Genomic DNA, 19588 nt, shown 5'->3' with positions numbered 1-19588 from the left:
GGCGCGGGATTAAGAAGCTCAGGCTTACTTCAACGTGGCAAGATAGCTGCCATAGTCATTCTTAGTGAAAATCTCGGCGCGCTCTAAGAGGGTCTCTTCGCTGATCCAACCTTTTCTAAAGGCGATCTCTTCCAGACAACCGGTTTGCAAACCCTGTCGTTCGGTCAACGTACGGACAAAATTTCCCGCGTCCAACAGGCTGCCATGGGTGCCGGTATCTAGCCAAGCATAACCGCGCCCCATGCGTTCGACCTGCAGTTTGCCCGCCTGTAAATACATTTCGAGCAGTGAAGTGATCTCCAATTCGCCGCGCGCCGATGGCTGAACCTCTGCGGCATGCTTCGGCGCATCACCGTCAAGGAAGTAGAGGCCCGTCACAGCGTAGTTCGAGGGAGGCACATCGGGTTTTTCGATGATTTCCTGGGCTATGCCATCCGGATCAAAGCCGACGACCCCGTAACGTTTTGGGTCAGAGACGTGATAGCCAAACACCGTCCCCCCTTCGATGCGCGCATCTGCGGCGGCCAGCATGTCAGGCAACCCGTGGCCGAAAAATATGTTGTCGCCGAGCACCATGGCCGATGGCGCACCGGAAAGAAAGTCTTCGGCCAGCAGATAGGCTTGGGCAAGACCATCGGGATTTTCCTGCACGATGTAGGTCAGGTTGATCCCCCATTGGCTGCCGTCGCCCAATGTCCGGATGAATTGTTCTTGATCCTGTGGCGTAGTGATCATGGCGATGTCACGGATGCCCCCGAGCATGAGAACCGATAGCGGATAGTAGATCATCGGCTTGTCGTAGATCGGCAGCAGTTGCTTCGAAATCCCCATGGTGATCGGGTAGAGCCGCGTGCCAGAGCCACCGGCCAGAATGATGCCTTTGCGTTTGCTCATGATCGGGCTCCAAGGTCTTTAAGTATATTTGTGAGCGTCTCACGCCAGTCGGGCCGCGGGATGCCAAAAACGGTCTCGGTGGCGCGACAATCTAGACGGGAATTCAGCGGCCTTTGGGCCGGTGTCGGATACTCGGAAGAGGGGATGTTCGTTACCGTGCAATCCGACCCCGCCTGAGCGAAAATTTCGCGCGCGAAATCGGCCCAGCTGACATCCGGCGCGCCGGAGAAATGATATGTGCCGCTTTTGGTCGGATCGTCTATCAACTGCCGCGCAATGGCATGACAAGCCGCTGCGATCTCGGCAGCGCCGGTAGGGCCGCCGATCTGGTCGGCGACAATGTTGAGGGCGTTATGCTCTGCCCCGAGACGCAGCATGGTTTTGACGAAGTTCGACCCATGGGGCGAAACCACCCAAGAGGTGCGCAGGATGGCATGGGTGCCACCCGCCGCCCATACCGCCTGCTCTCCGGCCAGTTTGCTGCGGCCATAAACGCTAAGAGGAGCGGTTAAATCATTCGGTTGCCACGGCGAGGTGCCATGCCCCTTAAAGACATAATCGGTCGAGATCTGCACAAAGGGAATGCCAAGGTCAGCGCAAGCACGGGCCATCGCGCCGGGGGCCGCACCGTTGATTGTGGTGGCGCGCCGATCTTCCTCTTCCGCCTTGTCGACAGCCGTATAGGCCGCGGCATTGATCACCGCTTGGGGACGCTTTCTGTGGATCAGGGCGGCGCAGGCCTCTGAGTTTTCGAGATCGGCGGCGTCACGGCCGTAACATTCCGTTCCCTCCAAGGCGGCGAGTTCGCGCGCGACCTGACCCGTTTTGCCGAAGACGAGGATGGTCATGTGCTCACCCCTTGGTGCCAAGCCGTTGGCCCACGCCATCGCGGTTCTGCAGCGCGCGCCACCAGTCCTCATTATCGAGATACCATTGTACGGTCCGCTCCAGCCCTTCTTCGACCGTTACCGACGGGCGCCAGCCCAGTTCAACACGGATACGGCTGGGGTCAATGGCATAGCGCAGGTCATGGCCCGCTCGATCCTGCACAAAGGTGATCTGATCGGCGTAGGGCGCATCTTTGGGGCGCTTTTGATCGAGAATGCTGCATATGGTTTTCACAAGGTCGATGTTACGCGCCTCGTTCTCGCCGCCGATGTTGTAGCTGCGCCCCAAGGCGCCTTTTTCCAGCACCAGCAGCAGCGCGTCGGCGTGGTCTTCTACATAGAGCCAGTCGCGCACGTTCAGCCCTTGACCGTAAACCGGGATCGGCTTGCCTGCCAAAGCGTTCAGGATCACCACCGGCACCAATTTTTCGGGAAAGTGGAAGGGCCCGTAGTTGTTGGAGCAATTGGTCAACACGATCGGCAGGCCATAGGTCTCATGCCATGCGCGGACCAAATGGTCGCTGGAGGCTTTGGACGCGGAGTAGGGCGAGCGCGGGTCATAAGGCGTGTCTTCGGTGAACATTCCATCTGTACCAAGCGAGCCATAGACCTCATCCGTCGAGATGTGGTGAAAGCGGAACCCTTCCGGCTTGCCCTGGGTCACCCAATAGCTGCGCGCGGCTTCGAGCATGTTGTAGGTGCCGGTGATATTGGTCTCAATGAAATTCCCGGGTCCGTCGATTGAGCGGTCCACATGGCTTTCTGCGGCCAGATGCATCACCGCGTCTGGCTGGTGTGCCGCGAGAATACGATCCAGCGCCGCCCGGTCGCGAATGTCGGCATGCTCAAAGGAATAGAGCGGATCATCCGTCACGCTGGCAAGATTTTCGAGACAACCCGCATAGGTCAGCGCATCCAAGTTGACTACCGCAAGCCCCCGCGCCACCGCCAGCCGCACCACTGCAGAGCCGATAAAGCCCGCGCCGCCCGTCACCAGAATCTTCATGTCGTTTCCCCATAGGTAAATGGGCTGTCGAAAGCCGCCCAATGCGCGGCCTTGGCGTCTTTGTCAGAGAGGATTGCCTCCCCGGCTATGCCCCAATCGATGCCAATATCAGGGTCGTCATAACGCACAGCTCCATCGCATTCAGGCGCATAGTAATCGGTGCATTTATAAATGATCTCCGTATTAGGCGCGCGCGTCGCAAAGCCATGCAAAAAGCCCTTGGGGATCAGCAGTTGCAATCCATTCTCAGCGGTCAAGTCATAGCCGACCCATTGGCCATAGGTCGGGCTGCCCTTGCGGATATCCACCGCCACATCGAACAGCGCGCCTCGCCCACAGCGCACCAGCTTGTCCTGCGCATGGGGCGGGGCCTGAAAATGCAATCCGCGTACGATTCCCGTGGCGGCAGAGAGCGAATGATTATCCTGCACGAAATCTAAAGCGATTCCATGTTCCGCCAGTGTCTTGCGGTTCCAGCTTTCTGAAAAGAACCCTCGCTCATCGTCGAACCTCATGGGTTTTATCAAGAGGACTCCTGGCACGGCGGTTTGGGTAACTTCCACAATAGCGTTCTCCTTAACGATTTCTCGTTTTCTCTAGCAAACACCAGAGTTGTTAGATGACATAATCATAATCGGCGCCAAGTAGCATCTGTTAATGCAACATGTATAACCGCCCCTTCCGCAAGAGGTAATTTCGGAGCTGATAGTGACGCGTTATCGGGTGCTGACATGTATCCGGCCTCTGATGCAACGCACTACATGCTGCGGGCCCGTATGGTGTTCGAAGTTCAAGGTCAGATTAGTCCCGCGTGCTCATTGGCACATGTTGCATACTGACTTGTTGAACCTGTCTCACGACTATTGCGCCAAACTACTCCTTGCCCTCCTACGCTCCAACGTTCTCGCAGCCACGGCAGCCTTATGCTGCCGCTACCGGAGACTGGTAGACACCACCACGGGCCATCAAGGTCCAGACGATGCGCGCCATTTTGTTTGCGAGTGCCAGCCGAACTAACATCGGTGGCTTGCGTAGCAGCAGATTACCCAACCACGTTCCTGGCTGAACCTCTTGATGGATGTGTCGTTTGATTATGACGCTGTTCGCACCAATAATTAGCAATCGTCTCAGAGATCGCTCTCCCATCTTAGTCGTTGCCCCAAGCCTTTGCTTGCCGCCCGTCGAATGTTGACGCGGCACCAGCCCAAGCCAGGCCGCAAAATCACGCGCCCTCCGGAAGTTTTCTGGTGGCGGAGCAAGAGTAGCAATTGCAGTGGCAATCAGCGGGCCGATACCTGGTACTGTCATCAGGCGCCGCGCAAGCTTGTCTTCTTTGGCCCGGCGGGTGATCTCGGCATTAAGCTTGGCAATTTCAGTTTCAAAATGCCCGAGTGTTGCAATGAGGGCTTGAAACGTTGCAATGGCTTCCATTGGCAGTTCACACTCTGAACACTCAACGAGTGCCACGAGCTTCGAAGCATTTGCTGCGCCTTGGGGTACGATTTGCCCAAATTCATTCAAGTGCCCTCGCAAGGCATTGATGGTTTGGGTCCGCTGCACTCTTCACGGAAACAAACCGCATTGTCGGGCGCACCGCAGCCTCACAAATCGCCTCGGCATCAGCAGCATCGTTCTTTTGCCTCTTCACGAACAGCTTAACATAGGAGGGCGGGATCAGCCGCACCTCGTGCCGCAACTTGCCGATTTCGCGGCCCCAAAAGTGGGCACCCCACGAGCCTCCATTGCAATCACACAAGCTGGTAACTCATTGAAGAACTCCAAAACCTGACCGCGTCGCAGCTTTTTGCGAAACAATACCTTGCCAGATGCATCGGCACCGTGAACTTGGACCATATTCTTTGCGAGATCGAGACCAACAATAACAAGTGTTGATATAACCGTCCTCCTAATTGGATTAAACATGACCCACCTTGACACAAGAGTGACGTCGGGGGGGGGCGGTTACAGCATCAGTTCTTAGTTAGCCCCTCAACGCAGGAAGACCTACGCCCGTAGCGTCGAACCCGCCGTCGGATGCGACGATCTGCCCGGTCACATAGCTCGCCCGTTCGCTCGCAAGAAAACATATGACATCCGCGATTTCACGCTCAGAGCCGTATCGGTTGAGGGGGATCGCGTCATGATAGGCCGCGCGTATCTCCGGCGAGTGGACGGCCAGCGCGAGTTTCGTGTCCACCGGTCCAGGGCAGACGCAATTCGCGCGGATCCCGACTTCGCCAAGCTCCGCCGCCTGCTGTTTGGTCAGATGGATCACTGCCGCTTTTGAAGTCCCATAGGCGATACGCAACGTCGAGGCTCGCAACCCGGAGATCGAGGCGATGTTCACGATGGCCCCACCCCGGGCGGAGAGGAGCGCGAGACAGGCTTGGGACATCAGAAACACGCCGTCGAGGTTGGTCTCCATCACGCGCCGCCAGCGGGCAAAATCAGTCTCGGCCAAAGGGCCGAAATCGGCAACGCCTGCGTTGTTGACCAGAATATCGAGGCGCCCGAAGGTTTGCTCCACCTCTGCAACGGCTTGCGCGACTTGCTGGGGGATCGAAACATTACAAGTGATGGCGAGCACGCCGGGGAGGGTGGCCGCGGTTTCCGCCAGTTCTTCCGCATCGCGGTCGAGCATTACGACGCGGCGGCCTTCGGCGTGGAAAAGCGCGGCAGTGGCAAGGCCGATACCGCGGGCGGCACCGGTGATCAGGGCAACGGTATCGTTCATTTCAGCACCTCGGGCAGGAAGAGGGAGATGGCAGGCACCGCCGCAACGATGGCAAGGCCGATGACGCTGATCGCGAGGAATGGAAATGCGGCGCGGGCGATATGCTCCAAGGGTTGACGTGTGATGTTCGCGGCGACGTAGAGGTTGATCCCGACGGGCGGGGTGATGAGGCCGATGGCGAGGTTCACCATCACCAGCACGCCGAACCAGACCGGATCCCAGCCAAGTTCCCGCACAACGGGCAGGAAGATCGGCAGAGAGATGAACATCACGGTGACCGGGTCCATGAACATGCCCGCGATTAGGAGGATCAGCATGATCACCATCAAGATCACCCCGCCATTGTCCGACAGGCCGAGCAATTGGCCAGAGTATTGGCCAACGAGGTCTTCGACCGTCACGACCCAACCGAACAGGCTGGCATAGGCGACAACCAACATGACGACGGCGGAAGAGGAAGCGGCCTCGGTCAGAGCGTCGTAAAGGGCGCGGATAGAGAGCGAGCCATAGGCAAAGGCGCCCACGGCGATGGCATAGACGGTGGCCACGAGGGCGGCTTCGGTCGGGGTGAAGATGCCGGAGTAGATGCCGCCGAGGATGACGACCGGGGTCATCAGGCCCCAGAAGGACTCGCGGAAGCTCTGCCCAAGATCGCGCCAATAGCCTTTGCTGGGCGACGCAGGGGAGAGCTTGTCCAACTCCGCCCGGTTGGTCGATTTGATGAAGGGCAGGATGATTAGCATCAGCACGCCCATGAAGAGGCCCGGGATGATCGCTGCGATAAAGAGTGCGGAGATCGATGTCTCGGCAATAACGCCATAGATCACGAGGCCGATGGAGGGCGGGATGACGATGGAGAAGGCCGCGCCCGTGCAGACCAAAGCGGCGGCGGCAGCGCGAGGGTAGCCGTCTTCTTGCATGCCTTTGATGATCATCGGGCCGATGGCCGCGACGGAAGCGGGGCCCGAGCCCGACACCGCGCCCCAGAAGAGGCAGACCACGGTGCCGACGACACCCATGCCGCCGGGGAGGTTGCCGATCAGGATGCGAAAAAAGCGGATCATCCGCTCGGCGATGCCGAGGGTGCCCATCAATGTCCCCGCGAGAATGAAGAAGGGGATGGCGAGCAGGGCGTATTTCGCAATGCCGGTGGCGATCAAATCGCCCGCAAGGTCAAAGCCAAAGCCGATTTGCCACATGGCGTACATGGCCGAGAGGCCGAGCGCGAAGGCCACGGGCACGCGCAGGGCCATCAGCAAAAAGAAGGCGACGATCATCTGGGTGCCGGCGCCCATGCTAAAGATATCAAACATTGGATTATGCTCGCGGTTCTTGGCGCGTCGCGCGCCACATTTCTGCGGCATGTTGCAGGTAACGGAGGATGATCAGGGCAAAGCCGAACGGCAGGCCGATCTGATACCACCACGCAGGCACGCCGAGCGCATAGCTGCGGATGCCGCTGCCGATCTGGTTCATTAAGGTGGCCCAAGAGAACCAAGCCGAAGCCGCCAGAAGCAGGACCGAAAGGATCACCGACAGCAAGAATACGGCCCGGGCTGCAGGGCGGGGCAGAAAATCTTGAACGATCGTGACCGCCAAATGCTGCCCCCGCCGCGCGGCAATCGCGGCGCCAAAGACGGTCAACAACAAAAAGCCGTTGGTCAGCAGCTCTTCCGAGGCGGCGAAGGAATAATGCGTGGCATAGCGGACCACCACATTGATGAAACCGATCAGCGTCATGCCAAGAAACAGCACGGCACAGACGATCTTTTCAAACTCGTTCAGCAGAAATCGCACGGCTCTGACCCTCCCGGATCAGCGCGGCCCCGGTGCAGGGCCGCGCCGGGGCTTTAGTTCGCGGGTGTCGCGGCGATGGCGTCTTGGAAGCTACCGACGATGTCGGTGCCCACTTTGGCGGCCCAAGTGTCGAAGGCGGGTTTGGTCGCTTCGCGGAAAGCGGCCAGTTCCTCTTCGGAGGGCTCGTACACCTCCATCCCCTTGTCACGCAGGAATGCGACGCCCTCGGCGGTGCCTTCACGGGTGATTTCGCGCTGGTATTCCATGGCTTCGGTCGCCGCTGCGCGCATCTGCTCTTGGGCCGCCTCGTCCAGATCGCCCCAGACTTCGGTCGAGACGCCAAGGAAGATCGGGTCATAGGAGTAGTGCCAAGCGGTCAGGTGTTTTTGGACCTCGAAGACCTGCTGGGGAATGATCACGGCCCCAATGGGGTTTTCCTGGCCATCGACCACACCCTGCTGAAGCGCGGTCATCGTTTCACCCCATTGCATCTGTTGCGGGTTGGCGCCGAGCGCGTTCATCACGTCGATATACATCGGCCCGGCGACGCGCATGTTCAGACCCTTCATATCCTCGGGGGTCTTGATCGGGCGGACATTGTTGGTGACTTCACGGAAGCCGTTTTCGCCCCAAGCCAGCACTTCGATGCCCTTCTCGCGCAGGATGTCTTCGAGCAGTTTCGCCGGTTCGCCTTGGGTGGTCGCGTCTACCTGATCGTAGTTGGCATAGAGATAGGGCAGCGAGAAGACGGCCATCTCGGGCACCAAGGGGGTCACGTTGATCGCTGAGGTGACAACGAGGTCCAGCGCCCCACGGCCCACCATCTCGGCCTGTTTCATCTGGTCGCCGCCGGAAAGCTGCGCATTGGGAAAGACGCGCACGTCATAGGCGCCGTCGGTTTTTTCGGACAGAAGCTCACCGAATTTTTCGGCCCCCTTGTGCCAAGTCGTGGTGTCGCCGGTGTTATGCGACAGGCGCAGGGTGTCGGCGCTGACCGTGCCGGAAAAGACGGCGGTTGCGAAAATTGCGGCCAAACCCGCCTTTGAAATCATTTTCATAATAGTTCCTCCCTCATTGAGCCATAATGTGGAACAGAGTTCGTCGGATCGGGCAAGATATTTCTTGCAATCAACGAAAGAATGCGCAGTTCTTTGTGACGAAACCCCGGAATCCCGATGTAAGAGGTCCATATTATGAGCGGCGGAGATCAGGCGACCCCCGCCAGCGGCAGTCAAGCGGTGGACCGTGCTCTAGCGCTTTTGCAGATCACCGGGCGCGCAGCGGGGCGGGGCGCCTCTTTGTCGGAGTTGATCGAGGCGTCTGGTCTGGGCAAGCCCACGGTGCGGCGGCTGATGCTTGCGCTGATCCGGCGCGGTCTGGTGGAGCAGGACAGCGCCTCGCGGCTCTATTTTCTGGGGGAGGAAAGCTATGTCCTCGGCACGCTCGCGACCCCGCGTCATGGGCTGTTAGAGATCGCCGCGGATGCGGCTGTGCGGCTTGCGCAGATGAGCGGGGACACGGCTTTCGTCAACATGCGGCGCGGCTCGGCCGCGGTTTGCCTGCACCGCGAAGACGGGGCTTTTCCGATCCGAACCCATGCGCTTGAGACCGGCGCGCAACACCCTTTGGGCATCGGCGCAGGCTCCCTCGCGATGCTGAGCGCACTGCCGGATGCGGAGGTCGAGATGGTGCTCAAAGACAATGCCGAACGGATGGCCAGCGACTACCCGGATTATGACGCCGACCTTTTGCGCAGTGATGTGGCGCGAACACGGGCGCGGGGTTTTGCCCTGAACCCCGGGCGGATCGTGCCGGGCAGTTGGGGCATCGGCGTGGCCCTTTGCCGCCCCGACGGATCCGTGGCGGGCGCCATGTCGATCGCCGCGATTGAAAGCCGAATGCTGCCGCCGCGCGATGGCGAACTGGCGAAATTGCTAAAGCGCGAAGCGCGGGAAATTGAAATCCGGTTGGCGCGCAGGATGCCGCAGCCGGTACTGGAGGAGGATGAATGATGACGGACCCCTATATCGTGGGCTGGGCCCATAGCGCCTTTGGCAAAAGCGAAGCGCCCGATACCGAAGCACTGATGGCCGAGGTCACCGGCCCGGCCTTGACCCATGCGGGCGTCGATGCCGAAGACGTGGATGGCATCTTTGCCGGTGTCTTCAATAACGGTTTCTCGGATCAGGATTTTCAGGGCGCGCTCGTCGGCATGGGGAATGAGGCTTTGGCCCTCGTCCCCGCCACACGCTATGAGAATGCTTGCGCGACCGGCTCCGCCGCCTTGCACGGGGCGATGGATTTCATCGCCAGTGGGCGGGGCAAGATCGCCTTGGTCGTCGGGGCCGAGAAGATGACCGCCACCCCGGGCGCGGAGGTGGGGGACATCCTGCTCGGCGCCTCTTACCGGGCGGAGGAAGCGGGCCTTGGCGGCGGCTTTGCCGGGCTTTTTGGGCAGATCGCGGGCAGCTATTTCCAGCGCTATGGCGATCAATCCGAAGCGCTGGCGATGATCGCCGCGAAGAACCACCACAACGGAATGCAGAACCCCCTCGCCCATATGCAGCGGGATTTCGACGTGGCCTTTTGCAATACGGTGTCCGAGAAGAACCCCCTTGTGGCTGGCCCCCTGCGGCGCACAGATTGCTCGTTGGTCTCTGACGGAGCGGCGGCGATGGTCGTGGCGGCACCCGAGGTGGCGGCCCAATTGCAGCGCGCCATCCGTTTCCGCGCCCGCAGCCATACCAACGAACCGCTTGCGCTGTCGCGGCGGGACATCACCCGTTTTGACGGCGCGCGCCGAGCGTGGGCGCAGGCCTTCGCGGCAAGTGGCCTGACGCTGGACGATCTGAGCCTCGTGGAAACCCACGACTGTTTCACCGTGGCGGAGCTGCTGGAATACGAGGCGATGGGTTTGACCGAGCCGGGCCAAGGCTGCCGCGCCATTCGCGAGGGCTGGACCGCCAAGGACGGGCGGCTGCCGGTGAACCCCTCGGGCGGGTTGAAGTCAAAGGGCCATCCGATTGGGGCCACGGGCGTGTCGATGCATGTCATGGCGGCGATGCAGTTGATGGGCGAGGCGGGCGGCATGCAGATCCCCGATGCCGAGCTTGCCGGGGTGTTTAACATGGGCGGGGCGGCGGTGGCCTCCTATGCCTCGATCCTTGAGCGGGTGGCGTGATGCAGCCCGTCTCTACCCGCGTCATGAACCTCTCGCAGTTTTTGACAGACTCTGCGCGACGTCAGCCTGAGGAGATCGGGCTGGTCTGGGGCGAAGACACTTGGGCTTGGTCCGAGTTGGAGGCGCGTGCCACCGCCTTTGCCGCGGCTCTGCGGGACCGTTATGGCATGCGCAAGGGCGACCGTTTGCTGGTGCAAACCGCGAACTGCAACCAGATGTTCGAAGCGGCCTTTGCCTGCTGGAAACTCGGCTGCGTCTGGGTGCCCGCCAATTTCCGCCAAACGACAGAGGAGGTCGCATGGCTCGCCATGTCATCGGGGGCCAAGGGGCTCTTGGCGGGGGCCGAATTTGCCGGGCATATCGCGGCCTGCAAAGATGTCGATTTCGCCGTCACGATCGGCGGTGAGGGGGAGGACGATTACGACGCGCTCGTCGCGGCGTTCGCGGAGGTGCCGGTCACCGTGGCCGAGGTAGATCGCGACGATCCCGCGTGGTTCTTCTTTACCTCCGGGACGACCGGCAAGCCCAAGGCGGCGGTGTTGACCCATGGCCAGCTGGCCTTTGTCATCACCAACCATCTTTGCGACTTGATGCCGGGGACGGGGCCGGATGACGCCTCTATCGTCGTCGCTCCGCTGTCGCACGGTGCGGGCATCCATCAATTGACGCAGGTGGCCCATGGGGTGAAAACCATCCTGCCCGGTGGCGCAAAGTTCGATCCTGCCGAGGTTTGGCGCTTGGTCGCCAAATGGGGCGTGACGAATGCCTTTACCGTGCCGACGATCGTGAAGATGTTGGTCGAACATCCTTCGGTTCATGAGCACGACCACTCCAGCCTGCGCTACATGATCTATGCCGGGGCGCCGATGTACCGGGCCGACCAAATCCGCGCGCTCGAGGTTTTGGGCCCTGTGCTGGTGCAGTATTTCGGCCTTGGCGAGGTGACGGGCAATATCACCGTGTTGCCGCCCGCGCACCACTCCGCCGATGATGCCGTAATGCGGATCGGCACCTGCGGTTTTGCCCGGACGGGGATGCAGGTACAGGTGCAGGATGCCGATGGCAAAGAGGTCCCCCCCGGCGAGACGGGAGAGGTCGCCGTGATCGGTCCGGCGGTCTTCGCCGGATATCACAACAACCCCGAGGCCAATGCCAAAGCGTTCCGCGATGGCTGGTTCCTGACCGGCGACCTTGGGCATATGGATGCCGAAGGGTTTCTTTACCTCACCGACCGTGCGTCGGACATGTATATCTCGGGCGGGTCCAACATCTATCCGCGTGAGATCGAGGAGAAGATCCTGCAACATCCGGCCATCAGCGAATGCGCCGTGTTGGGAATGCCGGATCCGACATGGGGCGAGGTCGGGATCGCCGTCTGCGTCGCCCAAGGGGCCGCGCCTGAGGCCGATGCGCTGCTCGATTGGCTGGGGGACAAGGTGCCGCGCTATAAGATGCCGAAAACCGTCGTCTTTTGGGATGAGATGCCAAAGTCGGGCTACGGCAAGATCACCAAGAAATTGATCCGGGCTGAGCTGGCCGAACGGGGGGAGCTTGCGGATGTCTAAGGCGCCATTAGCGCAACATCCCGGACCGGCAGCGGCGGCACGTGTCAACGCGTTGCCCTGTCGGGCGACGCATCGCCGGGTGACCTTGGCCGCAGGGGCGACGCTTTTGCAGGCGATGGCGGAGGCGGCTGAGGACGCGGGCGCGTGGTTCGAGCTGAGTGACCTGCCTGTCGATAAGCTCACCTTCGTGCGCCCTGCGGCTTCGCCGGATGATCGGCATGTGGCGTGGTACAGCGCAGAGACCGTGTTGCGCGGTGCCGTGATCGAACGGGCCGGTGCGCATCTGGGGCGGCGGGATGGCGCGGCATTCGCGCATATTCACGGGATGTGGCGCGCGGAGGACGGGGCCTGTCATGCGGGGCATCTTTTGGCAGAGAAAACGGTCCTGTCGGCAGATCATACCGTTGATGTTTGGCTGCTCGAAGGGGCCATGCTCGAAACCGCCCCAGATGCTGAGACAGAGTTCACCCTGTTCCGGCCCGTCGCTACGGGGCCGGTGGACAGCCCGAACGCCGTGCTTGCCACGATCCGGCCCAACGAGGTGATCGAAGACGGCATCGAGAAATGCGCGGCGGTTTCCGACTTGTCAGTCAGCGCAGTGAAAGGTCTGGGGAGTTTCGTCGGCACGCAATTGCGGGGGCAGCCAGCGCTTACGGATATTGCGACCGAAGTGCTTTTGGTGGGGGAAGATGGACGCAGCGCGATTTCCGTGGGCCTTAAAGGGCCGCCGGTGAGTGGAGAACTGGCGGCGCGGGCCAACCATGTCTGTGTGACCTTCGAGGTGCTTTTGCTTTCGCAGGGGGAATGAACACTCTCACCGAAACAAAAATGCATGCCGCGTGGTCGTCGCGGCATGCAGGGAAAGCTCAATCGTGCGAAGCGGTTATTCCGGCGCGAGGAAATCGATGATGCTGCCGAGGAACTGAACACATTTCTCAAGCTGGTCGAGATCGACGAACTCATTGGGTTTATGCGCCTGTTCGATCGATCCCGGCCCGACAATCACCGAAGGGATCCCGCCGATCTGCTCGAATACACCGCCTTCGGAACCATAAGACACCTTGCCGCCCCATGCGGGCAGAAGCTCGGCATAGCGTTGAAACCCTTCTGTTTCGCGCGCGTCACCCATGGCGGGATAGGAGAAGATCGTCTCAAACCGGATACCGGTGCCGGGGATCTTCTCTTCCATGGGTGAGGTGACCTCACGCGAGATCTCATCCAAGAGCAGTTGCATATCTCGCTCAGGCTCCATGCCGCTGATCGAGCGGAGCTCGAAGGTCAGTGTGCAACTGTCCGGGGTGACATTCGTGGCGACACCGCCCTGCATCATCGTCACCAACATCGTAGCATGCGGCACGGTGAAATCGTGGTCAAAGCGGCCGTCTTGCTCATAGCGTTTGCCGCGTTCAGAAATCCGCGCCACCGCTTTGGAGGCAAATTCGATCGCGTTGACATGCTCGGGCGCGAAAGACGAATGGCCCGCGGTGCCCGTGGCATGGGCGCGCATGGCAATCTTGCCTTTCTGCCCGGTGATCAGCTTCATCATCGACGGCTCGCCGATGATTGCAAACTCAGGCGACAAGGGCAGCTGCGCGAGATGCTCCGCAATCGCGGGGGCGCCCAGACAGCCGACCTCTTCGTCATAGGAAAAGCAGAGGTAAACGGGGCGCGTTAAAGCGGCTTGAGCCAGTTGCGGGGCAACGGCCATGACGCAGGCCGCGAAGCCCTTCATGTCGCAAGCGCCGCGCCCGAAGAGTTTGCCACCCCTGATCTCGGCCTGAAACGGGTCGGTTTCCCATTCCGGCTCATCCGCGGGAACGACATCCGTATGCCCGGACCAGACGATGCCCGGCTTATCCTCGGGGCCGAAGGCTGCGATCAGATTGGCCTTGGCGCCGGTCTCGTCCGGCAGGATGGTGATCCGCGCGCCCAGATCGCCAAAGTACTCCGCCATATGGTCGATAAGCGCGCGGTTGGAGTTGCAGGAGACCGTATCGAAGGAGATCAGCCGCGCCAAATGTTTGGCGGCGTCACCGGTCAGGTCGTCAAACGAAAATGGTGTTTCGCTGAGGTCAATCATTGCTGAACGCGTCTTTCTTTGGATTTTAGGAACTCGCGGCGGACCGTCAGGCCAAGCACGAGAATGATCAGCACCGCGAAGACCCATGTGATGGGCGACGACAGCAGTACCGCAGGATCGCCCCGCGAAATCGCCAGCGCGCGGCGCAGGTTTTCTTCGATCATCGGGCCGAGGATGAAGGCGATCAGGAAGGGGGCCGCGGGGATGTTCAGCAAGAACATCCCAAAGCCCACCAGCCCCATCACAAGCAACACGGCCACGTCAAAGGTGCTGGAGGCGATGGAGTAGATCCCGAAGATGCAGAGCAGCAGCACCAAGGGGGTCAGCAGAGTCTGCGGGATCAGCGCCACTTTGGTGAACATCCGCATGGTCACCTTGCCCGCAAAGAACAACAGCACCGAAGAGACCAGCATGCCGATGAAGAGCATGTAAATTTCATGCATGTTCGTCTGAAACAGCAGCGGGCCGGGGGTCAGACCTTGGATCATAAAGGCCCCCAGCATCACGCCCGTGATCACATCGCCGGGCACGCCCAAGGCAAGCAGCGGGATCATGGTGGCACCGCAAGCCCCGTTATTGGCGGATTCCGAGGCGGCGATGCCCTCAAGCTCCCCCTTGCCGAAGTTCGCGCCGTTCTTAGAGCTGCGCTGCGCTTCGCCATAAGAGAAGAAGGCGGCAGAGGAGGGGCCGATTCCGGGGATCGCGCCGAGGATGGACCCGATGACGGAGCCTTTGAAAATGCTGCGCAGCGATCCCATGAACTCGTCGCGGGTCACATGCTGGGCACCCAAGGGGGCGGCCTCATCCTTGTTGGCCGCGCGGAGGACCACCAGCTTGATCAGTTCGGGCAGCGCAAAGAGGCCGATCAGGACCGGCGCGATCGACAGGCCAGCCTGCATATCCGGCACGAAGGCAAAGCGGAAGGAGCCATAGAGGTCTTCGCCCACGGTCGCCAGCAGCAAGCCAAGCGCGGCAGAGACCATGCCCAGCAGAAGAGAGTTGCCGGAGACCCCCGCGACGGTGGTCAGCGCAAATACCATCAGCATGAAGAACTCAGGCGGGCCGATGTGAAGTGCCAGCAGGGCGAGGGGGGCGGCAAAGAAGATCAGAGAGATATTAGACAGAAAGTCGCCGATCACCGAAGAATAAAGCGCCATGTTCAGCGCTTTGCCGCCTTTGCCTTGTTGGGCCAGGGGGTAGCCATCCAGCGCCGTGCAGGCCGCCGAAGCGGTGCCAGGGGTCTTGATCAGGATCGCGGAGACCGAGCCGCCATAGGTCGACCCTTTGTAAAGCGCGACGAGGAGCAGGATCGACGGCACCGGGGCCATGTAAAACGTAAAAGGCAGCGCCAAGGTTACCGCCATGGTGCCCGTCATGCCGGGAATGGCCCCGACGATCACGCCGCCCCAGATACCGGCGGTCATGATCAGAAAGTTCTGCAAGGTGGCAACTGCCGAGAGTGCAGAGAGAACGTCGTTTAGCATCAGTATCTCCGATCAGAAGCCGAGTGTCTTGAGCAATGCGCCTTTGGGGAATTGCGTGCCCAAGGCGGAATTGAAGAACAAAAGAAGCAGCACTGGCGCACCGACCGAGATCAGCGCGATCCAGAACCGGTAGCTCCGTTCGCCAGTCATCAGGACCATGGTGAAGGTCAGCAGTATGATCGCGATCAGGAAACCGACGTAAGGAAGCGCCAGCAGGAACAGGCCGAACGCGATCACCACACCTGCGAAACGCAATGCCATCCGCTTGGGAGAGCTTCCGTCGGTCTGGATCGTTTCCTCAGCCGGTGCGCCGCCGCGGAAGGCAAGGGCCAACACAAGAAGGCCGAGCAGGATGCCGATCAGCGACACGGTCCGCGGCCACATGTCAGGCGGCGGGGCGAAGCCGGGAATGAAGGCCGGGCGAGGCACATAGACAGGGACAAGATAGAAGGCGCAGAGTGCGAAAAACGCGACGACCAGCACCCCCCGCAAAACGGGCTTCGTCATGGCAATCCTCATGAAAACAGGGACCTCGAGTGAGATCGGGCAGGCCGCAGGGGCCGGCTGGGGGAGGGGCAGGCGGGCGCGGGTGCGCCCGCCCGCGATAGCTTACTGGGGCAAATAGCCGAAGTCTTTGGCAAGACCGTTGAACAGCTCGTGCTGGCTTTTCGCGTAGTCGGGCATCTCCACCGTGCCGATGGTGGAGATCGAGCCGCGACGGTCGGCCAGTTCGAGCCATTTCTCGTCCGTGGCGACTTGGCCCAGCACGTCCTGCCATTTGGCGATCACGTTTTCGGGCAGGTCTTTAGGAGCGTAAAGCGCGCTCCAACCGGTGATTTGGCCCGCTTTCTCATAGCCCAATTCGCTCGCTGTCGCGACCTCGGGCAGGCTCTCCATCCGCTTGGGCGCAAAGACCATCAGGGCCTTCATGTCGCCGCTTTCAATATGAGGCATCAAGGATGCCGCAGCCATCGCGACGAAATCGACATGGCCGCCCAGCAGGGCTGTCGCAAGCGCACCGCCGCCTTTGTAAGGCACGAGGGTCGCTGTGGTCAGCGGGTCGAGGTCATTGTCGGCCAGCAGGGCTTGGGTGGTGAAGCCATCGATCGCCGTCGCGCCCGAGGCCGCATAGGTCATCGCGCCATTGCTGTCTTTGACCGCCGCGATCAACTCGTCGACGTTGTCATAGGGCGCATCGCCGCGCACGGCCAAGATCATCGGCGTCGCTTCGAGCGCGCTGACAAATGTATAGGCATCCCACGGCACCGCTGCGCCCGGTGTCACGGCAGGCGACAGGGCCATGCCGACCCGCGCGAGCAGTAGCGTATAGCCGTCCGCATCGGCTTCGGACACGAAACGCGCGCCGTTCATGCCGCCTGCGCCGGGTTTGTTCATAACCGTGACCGGCTGTTCCAGAAAGGGCTGTGCCGTTTCCGCCAAAGCCCGGCCCGCCAGATCCGAAGCGCCGCCCGGGCCATAGGGGACCACCAGCGTCACGGATTTTTCTGGATAAGATTGGGCGAGCGCCGGTCCACCGACTGCCATGAGCGAAAGTGCAATCGTTCCGATTATGTTTTTCATGAGTACCTCAGATGTTGTCCGGCAAGCCGGAGCTTTTGGATGGCGGCCACCATCCACAGTATGCTGAATTTGACAAGAGATGCGCCATAGTTGCATAAATTGCATACTGAGGGGAGGCAGCATGTTCAAGACACGAGAACTAAAGGCCTTTGACGCCTATATGCGGTTGGGCGGCATGAAGCTTGCCGCGGAACATTTGGAATTGAGCCAGCCGATGGTGAGCCGATTGCTGTCTTCGCTCGAAGAAAAAGCCGGTTTCGAACTTTTCCAGCGCAAGCGAAATCGCCTTGCGCCGACGGCCGAAGCATTCAGCTTTCATCAGAACGTGGTCCACTATCTCTCGGGGCTGCGAAATCTTGAGCAGGAAGCCAAGGCGATGGCCAGCGGTCAGGTCGGGCATCTTGTCATCGCAGCGCAGCCCGTCTTTTGCGACACCTTTCTGTTGGACGCGCTTGCACAATTTCGCAAAGAGCATCCCCAAGCGACGGTGCAAATCGCCGATGTCGGCATGGCCGAAATGCTTCAGATGATCAGCGAGAACCGTTGCGATTTGGCCTTTGGCATCACGCTCAACGCCGAGGCCTTTGGCGGAGAGGCCCTGTCCTTGGCGCATTGCGAGGCGACATGCATTCTGCCGAAGGGGCACCCGCTTGAGGAGATTGAGGAAATTCCCCTCCCACGGCTACGCAAGGAGATGTTTATCGACCTGTCCCAAGGCAGCCCTCTGCGGCGGCGGATCGACCTGATGATGGAGACCATTCAGGTCAACCGCACGATCGCCGCCGAGCTTCGGACCATCCACGGCATTGTCCGCCTTGTAGAGCGCGGGGAGGGCATCGCAATCATCGACCCCGTAGCGCATCAACTGCTTGATTTGGAACGGGTCTCGGTCCACCGGCTGATCCCGTCGATCACATGGGACATCGCGCAATTCGTGCCCCACGGGCGGCCCTTGAGCACGGTGGGGCAGGCTTTCGCGGCAGTGGTCGCGGATGAGATCGAGAGTCTGAAACGGTCCGGGGTGGTGAGCGAAACGCTGTAGTTTCGGCACTGGTGGCCCGGATGCTATCGGCCTCGCGACGTCTTGAGCCGCGCGCGAAGCCAGCCTACCGCGCGTCTCTTGCGCAGCCCGATGGAACCGTGACAAATGACCTCAAACGAAAGGACGACCGATGGCGAAAGTATTGGTGACCGGCGGGGCCGGATATATTGGGGCCCATGCCTGCAAGGCGCTGGCACAGGCGGGATATACGCCGGTGGTGTTCGACAATCTCAGCACCGGCCATCGGGCGGCGGTAAAGTTTGGCCCGCTTGTCGAAGGTGATCTGTTGGACCGCGCGGCGATTGATGCGGCACTGGCAGAACATGCCCCCATTGCGGTCATGCATTTTGCTGCGTTGAGCCAAGTCGGCGAGTCCATGCAAGACCCGGCCCGCTATTGGCGTGAGAACGTGTTGGGCGGACTGAACTTGATCGAGGCGACGCGGGCAGCTGGGATCGACAAGTTCATCTTTTCTTCGACCTGCGCCACCTATGGCGATCAAGATGGGGTGGTGTTGAACGAAGAGACCGACCAGCGCCCGATCAACGCCTATGGTGGCTCGAAGCTGGCGATCGAACAGATGCTGCGCGATTTCGCGCCCCAAGGATTGAACCATGTGATCTTCCGCTACTTCAACGTGGCCGGCGCGGACCCCGAAGCAGAGGTAGGCGAGGCCCATGATCCGGAGACCCATTTGGTACCGCTGATCCTCCAAGCGGTGGCCGGAACACGCGGGGCGCTGACCATTTTTGGCACCGACTACGATACCGAAGACGGCACCTGCATCCGCGACTATGTGCATGTCAGCGATCTGGTCGACGCCCATGTGGCGGGGTTGAAATGGCTGGAAGCGGGCAAGCCTTCGGAAGTCTTCTGCCTAGGCACCGGCGACGGGTTCTCGGTCCGCGAGGTGGTTGCTGCGGCTGCAGCTGTCACCAATGGACCCGTGCCGATGGAAGAAGGCCCGCGCCGCGCCGGGGATGCAGTGAAACTGATTTGCGGGTCGGATAAGGCCAGAACGCAATTGGGCTGGACACCATCGCGCTCCACCATGCCGCAGATGTTGCGGGATGCGCATCGTTGGCATGCGTCAGACGGGTTTTGAAATTTTTTCTTTTGGCGCAACGATCTGGCGCGCTGGTCATGGTCGTTTTGGGCCCATATCAGATTTAAGTATCCTACGTGTCGGGCTCTCCTGCAAGATGCTTGCTAAAACTAGGGTGTTCGATAGTTCAGGATAAACAAGTTCTGGGCTGATGATACATAATTATCATTATAAGGCTGAGCCGGGCGTTGAATGTGGAGCCGGATCGGCTGGCGGAAGCGTTGTGCGTGAG

General features: G+C 60.6%; 18 protein-coding genes and 1 pseudogene. 6 read left to right on the top strand and 13 right to left on the bottom strand.

Features of this window, described 5'->3' with window-relative positions; genetic code table 11:
* Positions 1-24 precede the first annotated feature (24 nt).
* The 9 genes and pseudogenes from rfbA to ACGYK9_RS16785 form a co-directional block, all read right to left on the bottom strand.
* Complete coding sequence (gene rfbA, locus ACGYK9_RS16825) at positions 25-894, bottom strand: glucose-1-phosphate thymidylyltransferase RfbA (protein WP_394413967.1); 870 nt, start codon at positions 892-894, stop codon at positions 25-27.
* Positions 891-1742: a dTDP-4-dehydrorhamnose reductase gene (gene rfbD / locus ACGYK9_RS16820; protein WP_394413970.1), complete on the bottom strand. Its 852-nt coding sequence runs from the start codon at positions 1740-1742 to the stop codon at positions 891-893. Before rfbD ends, rfbA begins: the two co-directional genes overlap by 4 nt.
* A gap of 4 nt (positions 1743-1746) precedes the next feature.
* Entirely contained in the window at positions 1747-2787 is a 1041-nt protein-coding gene (gene rfbB / locus ACGYK9_RS16815) for a dTDP-glucose 4,6-dehydratase (RefSeq protein ID WP_394413973.1), read from the bottom strand.
* Positions 2784-3350 (bottom strand): dTDP-4-dehydrorhamnose 3,5-epimerase, encoded by a 567-nt coding sequence (gene rfbC / locus ACGYK9_RS16810; protein WP_394413976.1) that lies wholly within the window; start codon positions 3348-3350, stop codon positions 2784-2786. The genes rfbB and rfbC overlap by 4 nt, the downstream gene beginning before the upstream one ends.
* 358 nt (positions 3351-3708) lie before the next feature.
* Positions 3709-4710, bottom strand: a pseudogene (locus ACGYK9_RS16805) (IS110 family transposase).
* 58 nt (positions 4711-4768) lie between these two features.
* Positions 4769-5521, bottom strand: coding sequence for an SDR family NAD(P)-dependent oxidoreductase (locus ACGYK9_RS16800; protein ID WP_394413979.1), 753 nt, complete (start codon positions 5519-5521; stop codon positions 4769-4771).
* Positions 5518-6834, bottom strand: a complete 1317-nt coding sequence (locus ACGYK9_RS16795) for a TRAP transporter large permease (protein ID WP_394413982.1) — start codon at positions 6832-6834, stop codon at positions 5518-5520. Before ACGYK9_RS16795 ends, ACGYK9_RS16800 begins: the two co-directional genes overlap by 4 nt.
* A gap of 4 nt (positions 6835-6838) precedes the next feature.
* Positions 6839-7318 carry a TRAP transporter small permease gene (locus ACGYK9_RS16790; protein WP_394413985.1) on the bottom strand — a complete coding sequence of 160 codons (480 nt, stop codon included), beginning with the start codon at positions 7316-7318 and terminating at the stop codon, positions 6839-6841.
* Positions 7319-7371: 53 nt separating this feature from the next.
* Positions 7372-8376 (bottom strand): DctP family TRAP transporter solute-binding subunit, encoded by a 1005-nt coding sequence (locus ACGYK9_RS16785; RefSeq protein WP_394413989.1) that lies wholly within the window; start codon positions 8374-8376, stop codon positions 7372-7374.
* Positions 8377-8511: 135 nt separating this feature from the next.
* Between ACGYK9_RS16785 and ACGYK9_RS16780 the strand changes: the two genes are divergently transcribed.
* The 4 genes from ACGYK9_RS16780 (at position 8512) to ACGYK9_RS16765 (ending at position 12872) form a co-directional block, all read left to right on the top strand.
* Positions 8512-9330: an IclR family transcriptional regulator gene (locus ACGYK9_RS16780; protein WP_394413992.1), complete on the top strand. Its 819-nt coding sequence runs from the start codon at positions 8512-8514 to the stop codon at positions 9328-9330.
* Entirely contained in the window at positions 9330-10499 is a 1170-nt protein-coding gene (locus tag ACGYK9_RS16775) for an acetyl-CoA acetyltransferase (protein ID WP_394414069.1), read from the top strand. Before ACGYK9_RS16780 ends, ACGYK9_RS16775 begins: the two co-directional genes overlap by 1 nt.
* Positions 10499-12064 (top strand): acyl-CoA synthetase, encoded by a 1566-nt coding sequence (locus ACGYK9_RS16770; protein ID WP_394413995.1) that lies wholly within the window; start codon positions 10499-10501, stop codon positions 12062-12064. Before ACGYK9_RS16775 ends, ACGYK9_RS16770 begins: the two co-directional genes overlap by 1 nt.
* 79 nt (positions 12065-12143) lie before the next feature.
* Positions 12144-12872, top strand: a complete 729-nt coding sequence (locus ACGYK9_RS16765) for a hypothetical protein (RefSeq protein WP_394422614.1) — start codon at positions 12144-12146, stop codon at positions 12870-12872.
* Positions 12873-12947: 75 nt separating this feature from the next.
* Here the strand turns inward: ACGYK9_RS16765 and argE are convergent, their stop codons facing one another.
* From argE to ACGYK9_RS16745, 4 genes are all read right to left on the bottom strand, one after another.
* The gene (gene argE / locus ACGYK9_RS16760) at positions 12948-14144 is read right to left on the bottom strand and encodes an acetylornithine deacetylase (RefSeq protein WP_394414001.1); all 1197 of its coding nucleotides are present in this window, start codon (positions 14142-14144) and stop codon (positions 12948-12950) included.
* A complete protein-coding gene (locus ACGYK9_RS16755; protein ID WP_394414004.1) occupies positions 14141-15628 on the bottom strand; it encodes a tripartite tricarboxylate transporter permease in 1488 nt (495 codons plus the stop codon). Before ACGYK9_RS16755 ends, argE begins: the two co-directional genes overlap by 4 nt.
* Positions 15629-15640: 12 nt before the next feature.
* Complete coding sequence (locus ACGYK9_RS16750) at positions 15641-16135, bottom strand: tripartite tricarboxylate transporter TctB family protein (RefSeq protein WP_394414007.1); 495 nt, start codon at positions 16133-16135, stop codon at positions 15641-15643.
* Positions 16136-16237: 102 nt separating this feature from the next.
* The gene (locus tag ACGYK9_RS16745; RefSeq protein WP_394422612.1) at positions 16238-17209 is read right to left on the bottom strand and encodes a Bug family tripartite tricarboxylate transporter substrate binding protein; all 972 of its coding nucleotides are present in this window, start codon (positions 17207-17209) and stop codon (positions 16238-16240) included.
* A gap of 121 nt (positions 17210-17330) precedes the next feature.
* Here ACGYK9_RS16745 and ACGYK9_RS16740 point away from each other — a divergent pair, with 121 nt between their 5' ends.
* Together ACGYK9_RS16740 and galE are read left to right on the top strand one after the other, a co-directional pair.
* Positions 17331-18251 (top strand): LysR family transcriptional regulator, encoded by a 921-nt coding sequence (locus ACGYK9_RS16740; protein WP_394414013.1) that lies wholly within the window; start codon positions 17331-17333, stop codon positions 18249-18251.
* Positions 18252-18381: 130 nt separating this feature from the next.
* Positions 18382-19356: a UDP-glucose 4-epimerase GalE gene (gene galE / locus ACGYK9_RS16735; RefSeq protein WP_394414016.1), complete on the top strand. Its 975-nt coding sequence runs from the start codon at positions 18382-18384 to the stop codon at positions 19354-19356.
* Positions 19357-19588: the final 232 nt, after the last annotated feature.

It is taken from the genome of Sulfitobacter sp. 1A15258 (genome assembly GCF_043557045.1).
In the GTDB taxonomy this organism is placed as follows: Bacteria; Pseudomonadota; Alphaproteobacteria; order Rhodobacterales; family Rhodobacteraceae; genus Sulfitobacter; species Sulfitobacter faviae.
The sequence above is the reverse complement of the archived record's forward strand: the minus strand, read 5'-3'. Positions and strand labels throughout refer to the sequence as shown.